Source organism: Acetomicrobium thermoterrenum DSM 13490 (assembly GCF_900107215.1).
Lineage (GTDB): Bacteria > Synergistota > Synergistia > Synergistales > Acetomicrobiaceae > Acetomicrobium > Acetomicrobium thermoterrenum.
Window position 1 is genome coordinate 23159 of record NZ_FNPD01000014.1, and the last position, 10002, is coordinate 33160.

Annotated in this window: 11 protein-coding genes, 6 tRNA genes, 1 pseudogene and 2 riboswitches; of the genes and pseudogenes, 3 read left to right on the plus strand and 15 right to left on the minus strand. The window is 48.4% G+C overall.

Annotated elements, in window-relative coordinates:
* Window positions 1–75 precede the first annotated feature (75 nt).
* A complete protein-coding gene (locus tag BLU12_RS09465) occupies window positions 76–552 on the plus strand; it encodes a ferritin family protein (protein WP_091462357.1) in 477 nt (158 codons plus the stop codon).
* A gap of 76 nt (window positions 553–628) precedes the next feature.
* Entirely contained in the window at window positions 629–1168 is a 540-nt protein-coding gene (locus BLU12_RS09470; protein ID WP_091462359.1) for a type 1 glutamine amidotransferase domain-containing protein, read from the plus strand.
* Between the two features lie 30 nt (window positions 1169–1198).
* Here the strand turns inward: BLU12_RS09470 and thiC are convergent, their stop codons facing one another.
* Window positions 1199–2485: a phosphomethylpyrimidine synthase ThiC gene (gene thiC / locus BLU12_RS09475; RefSeq protein ID WP_234945608.1), complete on the minus strand. Its 1287-nt coding sequence runs from the start codon at window positions 2483–2485 to the stop codon at window positions 1199–1201.
* A gap of 53 nt (window positions 2486–2538) precedes the next feature.
* Window positions 2539–2635, minus strand: a riboswitch (TPP riboswitch).
* 299 nt (window positions 2636–2934) lie between these two features.
* On the opposite strand from thiC, the gene pdxS reads away from it, so the two are divergent.
* Window positions 2935–3711, plus strand: a complete 777-nt coding sequence (gene pdxS / locus BLU12_RS09480; RefSeq protein ID WP_407638652.1) for a pyridoxal 5'-phosphate synthase lyase subunit PdxS — start codon at window positions 2935–2937, stop codon at window positions 3709–3711.
* A gap of 180 nt (window positions 3712–3891) precedes the next feature.
* Here pdxS and BLU12_RS09485 read toward each other — a convergent pair whose 3' ends face one another.
* From BLU12_RS09485 to BLU12_RS09550, 14 genes and pseudogenes are all read right to left on the minus strand, one after another.
* The gene (locus BLU12_RS09485) at window positions 3892–4437 is read right to left on the minus strand and encodes a 2-oxoacid:acceptor oxidoreductase family protein (protein WP_091462362.1); all 546 of its coding nucleotides are present in this window, start codon (window positions 4435–4437) and stop codon (window positions 3892–3894) included.
* A gap of 6 nt (window positions 4438–4443) precedes the next feature.
* Complete coding sequence (locus tag BLU12_RS09490) at window positions 4444–5286, minus strand: thiamine pyrophosphate-dependent enzyme (RefSeq protein WP_091462364.1); 843 nt, start codon at window positions 5284–5286, stop codon at window positions 4444–4446.
* A complete protein-coding gene (locus BLU12_RS09495) occupies window positions 5283–6428 on the minus strand; it encodes a 2-oxoacid:acceptor oxidoreductase subunit alpha (protein ID WP_091462366.1) in 1146 nt (381 codons plus the stop codon). The genes BLU12_RS09490 and BLU12_RS09495 overlap by 4 nt, the downstream gene beginning before the upstream one ends.
* Complete coding sequence (locus tag BLU12_RS09500; protein WP_009201726.1) at window positions 6406–6663, minus strand: 4Fe-4S dicluster domain-containing protein; 258 nt, start codon at window positions 6661–6663, stop codon at window positions 6406–6408. Before BLU12_RS09500 ends, BLU12_RS09495 begins: the two co-directional genes overlap by 23 nt.
* A 64-nt stretch (window positions 6664–6727) precedes the next feature.
* Complete coding sequence (locus BLU12_RS09505; RefSeq protein WP_091462367.1) at window positions 6728–7135, minus strand: thioesterase family protein; 408 nt, start codon at window positions 7133–7135, stop codon at window positions 6728–6730.
* A 153-nt stretch (window positions 7136–7288) separates the two neighbouring features.
* Entirely contained in the window at window positions 7289–8068 is a 780-nt protein-coding gene (locus BLU12_RS09510) for a sulfide-dependent adenosine diphosphate thiazole synthase (protein ID WP_091462369.1), read from the minus strand.
* Between the two features lie 91 nt (window positions 8069–8159).
* A riboswitch (TPP riboswitch) is annotated at window positions 8160–8257 on the minus strand.
* A gap of 125 nt (window positions 8258–8382) precedes the next feature.
* Entirely contained in the window at window positions 8383–8913 is a 531-nt protein-coding gene (gene rnhA, locus BLU12_RS09515; RefSeq protein WP_009201729.1) for a ribonuclease HI, read from the minus strand.
* A 159-nt stretch (window positions 8914–9072) separates the two neighbouring features.
* Window positions 9073–9148, minus strand: a tRNA-Asn gene (locus tag BLU12_RS09520).
* Between the two features lie 14 nt (window positions 9149–9162).
* A tRNA-Cys gene (locus tag BLU12_RS09525) sits at window positions 9163–9237 on the minus strand.
* Between the two features lie 8 nt (window positions 9238–9245).
* Window positions 9246–9320, minus strand: a tRNA-Gly gene (locus tag BLU12_RS09530).
* A 41-nt stretch (window positions 9321–9361) separates the two neighbouring features.
* Window positions 9362–9437: transfer RNA gene (locus tag BLU12_RS09535), tRNA-Phe, on the minus strand.
* 21 nt (window positions 9438–9458) lie between these two features.
* Window positions 9459–9535 (minus strand) — tRNA-Asp (locus tag BLU12_RS09540).
* A 16-nt stretch (window positions 9536–9551) separates the two neighbouring features.
* Window positions 9552–9626: transfer RNA gene (locus BLU12_RS09545), tRNA-Val, on the minus strand.
* A 124-nt stretch (window positions 9627–9750) separates the two neighbouring features.
* Window positions 9751–10002: pseudogene (locus BLU12_RS09550) on the minus strand (ISLre2 family transposase); the annotation flags it as partial.

The following is a 10002-nucleotide window of genomic DNA, read 5'->3' on the forward strand; positions in this document are numbered from 1 at the left end:
GATACAATATAAAGCGACGTGATATGATTAATACATTAGAATTATGTTAAATAATTTAAGGGAGGCGAGGAGAAAATGTCAGAAAGCAAATTCGATTTAAAAAGCGCACTTGCCTATGCAATTCACGCTGAGATTCAAGCAAACGAATTCTATACAACATGGGCAGAAAATGCCAGGACACCGGCCTTGAAAAAGGAAATATCGGAACTTGCCGACTGGGAAGATACGCACAAAAAGACGCTATCGAAATACTATCAGGAGTTATTTGGCGAACCCTTTACTCCGGATCCAAATGTAACGGTTGATCCTGCCCTGCGCGTGCAGGCCGACGAATTTAAAGACTACTATTCCTTATTGCGGCTAATATCTACGGCCTACCTTTCAGAGATGCGAGCAGCAGAATTTTACGAAAAACTGGTAGAGGAAGTGGATTCCCAAGAGACCAAGGCAATGTTCAATGACCTGGCTAAAATGGAAAGAGGCCATATGGATTTCGTGAAAAAACGCTACGACGAACTTAGGGGTGAATTGGAAGGAAGATTGATGCTATAGACACGCCAGACCTTGCAAAAGTTTGGCAGATCAAATAAAATAAGTATTGCCAAACATTTGTCAGGAGGTGGAGCGTATGTCGAAACTGACGGGAAAACGTTTTCTCTTCTTCGTAGATGAAGAATACGAAGATCTGGAGCTTTGGTATCCCAAAATCAGATTGATAGAAGAAGGCGCCGAAGCAGTAGTTGCGGGTCCTGAAAAGGGAAAGTTGTACAGGGGCAAACACGGTTATCCCTGTAAAAGCGATGTGTCTTTCGAGGAAGTCAATCCCGACGACTTCGACGGCATAGTCATACCGGGCGGATATGCCCCCGACAAGATCAGGAGATATCAAAAGGCTCTCGATATCGTAAGAAAGCTAAATGAAGCCAACAAAGTCGTGGCTTTCATCTGTCATGCCGGTTGGGTTCCTATTTCGGCTGGAATACTCAAAGGAAAGAAAGCCACGTCAGTCGGAGCGATAAAAGACGACATGGTGAACGCCGGCGTGAATTGGGTAGATGAGGCAGCAGTAGTGGACGGAAACCTCATAAGCAGCAGAACACCTAACGACCTTCCCCAGTTTTGCAGGGCCATCATCGAGAAAACCTCACCGAGCGGCTGTTGTCGTTAAAATAAAAAAGGGGCGTGAACGCCCCTTTTTTTATTCCCTCGACGGCAAAACCTGCCTGCTCAATTTAACAGCACAAAGTTTTCCGCACATGGTGCAAGCTTCCCTGTCGCTTGCAAGGTGTGATTTAATTCGGACCAATTCCGGATCCAAAGCCTCGGCGATCATCGATTCCCAATCCAAATTTCGTCTCGCCAACGATATCCTTCTGTCCTGGTCACGAGCACCTTTAACGTCTTTAGCAAGGTCACCAACGTGAGCTGCCAATTTCGAGGCGATCACTCCGAGATATATGTCATTTTCATCGGGAAGACCGAGGTGCTCCGCCGGAGTCACGTCGCATAGAAAATCGGCTCCCGCCGATGCAGCTATTGCTCCGCCTATCGCTCCGGAAATGTGATCATATCCGGCTGCTATATCGGTAGGAAGAGGCCCTAAAACGTAAAAAGGCGCCTCGTCAGTGAGACGTTTTTCAAGCTCTACATGAGGTTTTATGTGCTCTATCGGCACATGTCCCGGACCTTCTATCATGGCTTGCACTCCCCAATCGTTAGCCCTCCTCGCTAAATGAGCTAAGACCATCAGCTCCGCCAATTGGGGTTCGTCTATGGCATCCGCTATGGCTCCCGGCCTAAATCCGTCTCCCAGACTTAATACCACATCGTAACGTTTGGCTATCTGAAGCAAATCATCGAAGTATTCGTAAAGAGGGTTTTCCTGTCTCGTTTTTTCCATCCAATACAACAGGATTGAACCTCCTCTGCTCACGCAAGGCATGATGCGCTCTGCACCTCGCAAAAACTCCACCGACTGTCTGTTGACTCCGCAATGTACTGTTATATAATCGACACCTTGACGACACTGTTTTTCAATAGAGGAAAACAACCTCTCGACGCTAAGGTCCTCCAGAGGTCTGTCCTCCCTTGCCAATTCACTCGCCACGGCATAAATTGGAACAGCACCCACCATTATGGGCGATTTTTCCAAAAAGAACGCCCTTGCTGAATCAAGGTCGCCTCCAGTCGACAGATCCATGATGGAATCCGTACCGGCATCGAGGGCAGCATTCAGCTTACGACCTTCAAGCTCAAGGTCGCAGCATTCGTCGCTGGTACCCAAATTGGTGTTCACCTTGGTGGAAAGACCTTTCCCTATGCCCTTGATCCTTCTTATATCGTGGTTGACATTCTTGGGAATAACGACTTTGCCATGGGCCACCAAATCGCGAATAGTTTCTGGCGCAAGGCCTTCATCGTCTGCAACTTTCCGCATTTCCCCACTTATGATGCCAGCCATTGCCATTTCAAGTTGCGTACTCAATTAAAAATCCCTCCCGCTATTTTTTATGGGAAGGGAAAGGACATCACAAAAGTTCTTCTTTTGTCCGCCATTCCCTCCGCCAGCATTACCTGGATCAGGTTCTAGGGGTTCTCTCTCAGCTCACGCACATGAGCGCCCCCTGGCTTTTACAAATATAACATATTCTCATAAAAAAGTTTATGGAACAACGGGAAAAATCGCTATAACCATTTACATATTATTATAAGTTCATTATGCGACATCGATCAGTCCAAAAAACACGACTCTGCACATGTTTCTGGTAGGGTCCAAAATAGGATATAAACTCTCATGATTTGGCACTAACCAAAGATATAGCTCCCCCTTAACATAAAAGTGAAAAACTAAAAAAGGGGGAACTTGCAGTGAAAAACCAAATCAACTTCACCGACAAAGAAAATCTGGCAAAGCAATTCGTCGGAGGAGTCATCATGGACGTGACAAACAGCGAGCAGGCCAAAATAGCGGAGGATGTGGGTGCCGTGGCCGTTATGGCCCTAGAAAAGGTGCCTGCAGATTTGCGAAAGGAGGGCAAGGTGGCTCGAATGGCCGACCCTACAAAGATATTGGAGATAAAAAATGCCGTTTCCATACCGGTTATGGCCAAAGTGCGCATAGGACATTTCGTCGAGGCGCAGATCCTAGAAGCACTTGGAGTAGACTTCATAGACGAAAGTGAGGTCTTAACACCTGCCGACGACGAACATCACATAAACAAGAGAGAATTTAAAACTCCTTTTGTTTGCGGTGCCCGCGACCTGGGAGAGGCCCTGCGTCGAATTGCCGAAGGTGCAACCATGATCCGAACCAAGGGGGAAGCCGGCACGGGCAACGTAATAGAGGCAGTAAGGCATGTCAGAACAATCTATGCCCAATTGAAGAAGCTTTTATCGGCAAACGAAGAGGACCTGCCAACCCTCGCCGGTGAGCTGCGCGTTCCCTTGGAATTGCTGGAAACGTGTCGCGCAACAGGAGGGCTTCCCGTCGTCAACTTCGCAGCTGGCGGAATCGCCACTCCTGCCGATGCCGCTTTGATGATGCAACTGGGCTGTGATGGCGTCTTCGTCGGAAGTGGCATCTTCAAGTCGGAGAATCCTTCGATAAGGGCAAAAGCGATAGTAAAAGCCGTCGCAAACTTTAAAAAACCCGAAGTTTTGGCAGAGGTATCAACAGGACTCGGAGAGGCCATGGAAGGAGTTTTAATCTAACGCATCAGAAACAAAAGTGTCGAAGAGGCATAACAGGGATCACAAAGGCATAATCAAAAGCAAAGTCAATGGATGTTGTCAAAGATGTCCAAAGGCTTATCGACACACAATGAACAAAGAGCTTATTACAGCAAGAACAATAGAGAAAAACAGCTTTCCCTGAAATGCCTCTTCATAAAGCTAACGGCTAGAAATTAACTCATTTCCAACATCAATGCCTTTTTGTAGAATCTTAGCGTTTATATCCCGTATTTTTGGCGAGAAAGCCTCGGCCAAGGTTTGAAACAACGCCTCAGTCGAAATCGCCTTCAAGCAGCTGGCAACTATCCCCAGGGAAAGCACGTTCGCGCTCCTGGAAGAACCCATTTCGATGGCAGTCTTCGTTATGGGAAATCCGACAAATCTCGAATCCAGCTTGTATTTTGACGCGTCAATCAAGCCGGAATCGTAAACCACTTTGCAGTTTTTGTTTTCTATATCAAGATTCCGAACCAGGGCTTCCTCGGCCAAAACGACGACGATATCGGGGCTTAAGGCATAAGGGTATAGGATCTCGTTATCAGACATAACAACGTCCGTCTTTGTAAAGCCTCCCCTGGCCGATACTCCGTAAGCCTGCGTCTGAGAGGCCTTCAGCCCGGAAGCTACGGCAGCCTCGCCAAGCAAAGTACCGGCTAAAATCACTCCTTGACCACCAATTCCCGCAAAAATAACTTCGTATTTCATGGACGATCACTCGCTTTCAAGCTCGTTCCTTGCCCGAGACTGTATTTCCCTGTAGCGGGACAGGAAGGAATGTCCTTTTTTATCGACAAATACTCCGGTGACGAACTTTTCCTTAAGGTCTTCTTCGGATAAGTCCTTTACGCGCTCTATGGGTATCGACTGTTCCTTCAGCCACTTCAGCATTTGCGGCGCTTTGGAGAGCTTGTTATACCTTCCAAAATAGGTCGGACAGGGAGATATCACTTCCACCAGGGAAAAACCTTCGTGAGAAAGGGCCATTCCGATATATTTTTCTATCGTTGTCGCATGATAGACGGTCGTCCTGGCGACGAAACTTGCTCCGGCCGTCTCCGAAATACGACAAACATCGAGCGCCGGCTCAGGATCCCCGTACCAGGATGTCGACGTCCTGGAATAAAGCGGCGTAGTGCAGGAATATTGGCCACCCGTCATTCCGTAGTTAAGGTTATTGGCTACCAAGGCGACGACGTCTATGTTCCTGCGCGAAGAGTGAATCAAATGATTTCCTCCGATTGTCGCGCTATCGCCATCGCCCATCAAAGCTATGACCTTCATAGATGGATTTGCCACCTTTATGCCCGTTGCGACGGGCAAAGCTCTCCCGTGTGTAACGTGAACTGTATTGGCATAAAGATAATCATCGGCTTTACCCCAACAGCCGATCCCCGTAACTACAACGACATCTTTCGGAGCAAGGCCGCCCTTTTCGAAGGCATAAAGCATGCTCTTCAAGATCACCCCGTAGCCGCAACCTGGACACCACTGATGGGGCAGGTTTTCTTCCCTCAAAAAGGCCTTCCAGCTGACTTCACACGATCTTTTGCTCATAACGATACCACCTCGCCCAAGACTTGGATAATTTCCTTAGGCGTCAGGGGTTCACCGTCATAACGATTTGCCCCAAGGACCGGAATTTCGTCGGGAACGGCTTTTCGCACTTCACCGATTATCTGACCCATGTTCATCTCAGGAACGATTATCCCTCGCTTGCCCTTGGAAATTTCGCTAATGTATTCTGCAGGGAAAGGCCATACCGTCTGAAGCTGTAGTACGCCTACGCTCAGTCCTTCCTCTTTCGCCTCTATCGCAGCCTGCCTGGCCGCCCTGACGGCTCCGCCGAAACAGATCACCAGATATTCGCACTTCGTTACGTCAAATTCTCTGTACATTATGATATCATCTTTATTTTTCTCTATTTTGTCGTAAAGCCTCTTGACCAGTTTCCTCGCCTCCTGAGGAGAACTTGTGGGCAAGCCCTTTTCGTTATGGGTCGAGGAATGATATCTGGTTAAATAATCGCTGCCCGGCGTGACCATGGGAGGCACCAGATCGTCGTCGGCTTTGTATGGCAAATATTCTTCAAGCCCTTCAGGGGGTCTCTTTCTGTTCACGATCTCGACTTCATCCCTTAAACGGAGAACGCAGTTTTCGCGCAAGTGACCTACCGTTTCGTCGGCCATGAAAAGGACGGGGCATCTGTACTTTTCAGCCATATTAAAGGCTTGAACCATGAGATCGAAGCACTCCTGCACAGTGGCAGGAGAGAGGGCGATCACGGAGTGATCCCCATGGCGTCCCCAGCGGGCCTGCATGATGTCTGCCTGAGCTGGGCGGGTGGCCAATCCTGTGCTTGGGCCTGACCTTTGGACATTGACTATCACACAGGGAACCTCTGCCATGATGGCCAGGCCAATGTTTTCTTGCATCAAGGAAAAACCTGGTCCCGATGTGGCTGTAAAGGCCTTGGCCCCTCCAATGGATGCACCTATTATGGCAGCAATGCTTGCGATTTCATCTTCCATTTGAAGATAGCAACCCCCTATCTGAGGGAGCTTTCTGGATGCCCTTTCGGCCACCTCTGACGAAGGGGTTATGGGATATCCGGCAAAAAATGTCGCCCCCGCCAGGAGTGCACCCTCCACTATGGCCTCATTGCCCAACATGAATTTAACTTTTTTCTTCACTATCATGACACTCCTTCGGTATTACCTCAATGGCAAAGTCGGGGCAGCGCAATTCGCAAGTTCCGCAACCTATACATTCGTCAATCCTCTCCGGGATTGGATGTCCGAGCTCGTCGCCTTCAAAGACTTTCTTGGGGCAAAATTCTATGCAAATTTCGCATCCCTTGCATCGTTCCCTTCTTATCCTAATTATGAATTTCTTGCCCTCAGCTATTTCAATCTCGCCTTCATGGGAATGCATACTTTACCCCCCCTCTCAGACATCGACGGATTTTATGACCAGGAGATCAACAAAGCATCCAGGTTTAGGTACTCATCCTTTCTTTGGCTTTTTCGAGCAATTTCGTGTAGTTTACTACCGCTCTGACATGCTTGCCGTAACTGACAATCCCATTTTTATCGCTAATTTCAAAATCGAAGGTCAATCTGTTGCCGTCTATCTCCTTCAAGACAACTTTGTAAGAGACTTCGGCTCCCATCATAGTAGGTTCTTCATGAGTTATCTCGGTGTGATAGCCTACGGATATGAACCCCTGAGGCAGCGACTGGTCAACCATTTCCGTAGCCATTCTAACGACCATATTTATACATGCAGAAGTCGATAAGAACTGTTCAAGGTAAAGCGACGAATTGCCGACGGTATCATCGACTGAAACAGTCTTCTTAATAGCCCTTTCCGAACCAAGGGAAACCAATTGAGAAATATCCAACATCTACAACACCTCCTGAACCGTTTATTTAGTCTCAATTTACCACAATATCACTTGTCTTCCAATTGATCAGACCGCCAGGAAAAAAGTCGCGAGCAAAACCTAGGGCCAATCAAATTCGCTCGCGACCAAAAAATTGAGGCGTAAGAAAACTTGCTAAATTTTACTTAAAATCTCCCTCGCGGCCTTCACGCCCGAAAGCAGCATCCCCCCAAAGATAGGCCCCATCCTGGGACCTCCGAAGGTGGCATTGGCTGCCATTCCGGCCACGTAAAGACCCGGGAATACCTCGCGGGTGTTTACTATTGTCAACTTTTCTGCCCTGTCGGGCGACATAAACTTCTCGCCTTCAATGTTGCCAGTCGCCGTAAAAAGCCTGCCCGGCATCTTGCGCGCCACTACTCTTACCACTTCGGTGTCGTGTCCCGTAGCGTCTATCACATATTTGCAATGAATCGACAGTGGATCAACGTGAAGACCTGCCATCTCCACAGCCGTCCAATTTACAACGAGCCCATTTATCCTCTCCTCATCGTCCACCACTACGTCCTCCACGCTAAGGGCATTAAATATCGTCGCTCCTGCCTTCACGGCCTTACTCGTCAATGTGCTCACGGCCTCAACGGAATCGGCAGTGTAATATCCCTCGACCTCATAGGGGCGTACATTGACGCCCACCCCTTCCAAGATTTCTTTGGCTTCATGCTGTATCACTATCTCATTAAAAAGCATTCCACCTCCCCACATTCCGCCGCCAACGCTTAGCTTGCGTTCGTAAAGAGCCACCTTCTTGCCGGCCTTGGCCAATTCAAGAGCTGCCACCAGCCCAGAAGGACCTCCGCCAACTATGGCAACATCGAGCTCTAAACAATTCATTAGTTTCTTGAAGTACCCTTCGACTATGGCTTTTGTTATAACCAGCTCATCGAGCTTCACCTTTAAGCACCTCCTATAGATTTAATCTTCCATAATAAAAAGCCGCCCCTGGGCGGCTTTTTAGGTTTACATCTAGATTTTCGGTTGATTTAAATTTTTCGGCTCGCCCTTCCTCCGCCAGCATTACCTGGGTCAGGTCTAGGGGTATGCTCTCAGCCCCGCCATCGCGAAGCACCCCCGGCGATATATTTTTCCTGTATAAAATATACTACTACCTTCTCTCTAGTTAGTCAAACAAATCACATATTTTGAAAGGACTTTAATCAAATGACATACTCCAAAACAAGCCATAAATCCGCTCTTCTTAAAATGGGTTATTGGTCGGCATTTTCGTAGCCCTGATCAATGGGGAGGTTTTTGCCTCTGGCAGCAGTCGTGGAAAGTTGGTCGCAACGTTCGTTCTCCACATTTCCGTCATGTCCTCTGACCCAGAGGAATTCCACTTCATGTTTTTCGCATAACCGGAGCAGCTGTTCCCACAGATCGACATTCAAAGCCCTTTCCTTTTTATTTCGCATCCATCCATTGGCCTTCCACCTCTTTACCCACCCCTTATTCATAGCGTCGGCGAGATACCTCGAATCAGTATAAAGCTTGACCTTACACCTGCACTTTAGGGCGCTCAATCCCGCTATAGCTGCATATATCTCCATTCTGTTGTTCGTCGTAAGCCTGAATCCTCCCGATATTTCCTTTCTATGGCCGTTGTAAAGCAAGACTACACCATATCCTCCAGGGCCGGGATTGCCTAAACAGGCACCGTCGGTGTAAATGGTCACCTCTTTCAATTCCTCTCTCTTTTCCTTTTCCTCGAAAGTCATCATCTCCCGCCTTTCGCATTTCATAATCAGAAGGGCCTTCCACTAAAAAAGCGAAACAAAGTCTACGATTCCATTTAGTTTCCTTCAGTCAGATCCATAGGGCAAATATGCAAATATCCCCCGCCAATTGAACTCGCGGGGGATATTCTATAAAATATACGCCCTCTTCGGACTTAATCTCTATGGCTCCGGCGGCAGGACTCGAACCTGCAACCTAGTGGTTAACAGCCACCCGCTCTGCCGGTTGAGCTACGCCGGAGTATGCTTTTTATCTGGAGGCGGCACCCGGATTCGAACCGGGGTATAAGGGATTTGCAGTCCCCTGCCTTACCACTTGGCTATGCCGCCGAGATCTCTGGAGCGGAAGACGGGATTTGAACCCGCGGCCCCCACCTTGGCAAGGTGGTGCTCTACCCCTGAGCTACTTCCGCATTCTCCTACCTTACCTCTTGCCTTCTATTCTTTCTTTCAATGGTGGCGAGACCCAGAATCGAACTGGGGACACGCGGATTTTCAGTCCGCTGCTCTACCTACTGAGCTATCTCGCCTCTCGCCACCTGGTCAAAATATGGCGGGGCTGACGGGACTTGAACCCGCGGCCTCTGACGTGACAGGCCAGCGCTCTAACCGGCTGAGCTACAGCCCCGCATATTGCTGCCTCATGGTGGGCGGAATAGGGTTCGAACCTATGACCCCCTGCGTGTAAGGCAGGTGCTCTTCCGCTGAGCTATCCGCCCTCAGCGCGTATTAGTATAACCGTGACCCGGCAATTCTGTCAATCTCATTGGGACGGCAGACCGCGTCAAGTTTTTGTAGGATTTTTAGGAACCACTCCCCATGTGTCCTAAAGGGCAACGTCTTTTAGGTTAGGTAAAAATCAAACCCGCCATGACATATGCCCCTTAAGGTCGTGTATAAGGGCGTTACCTTTCCCGTTTTCAGTACCGTTATGCATCCAAGCTCACTTATAACGGGACCTAAGATCTCCTCCAGGTTCAAGGTGAATTTGTGTCTTTTGTCCGCATTCTCACCTTTTTGGTCTTTTTTCTTTATCTGTTCTGACGTCACCTTGCCACCGCTACAGATGTAAGCCCTCAAAGAAGACATGGCCTT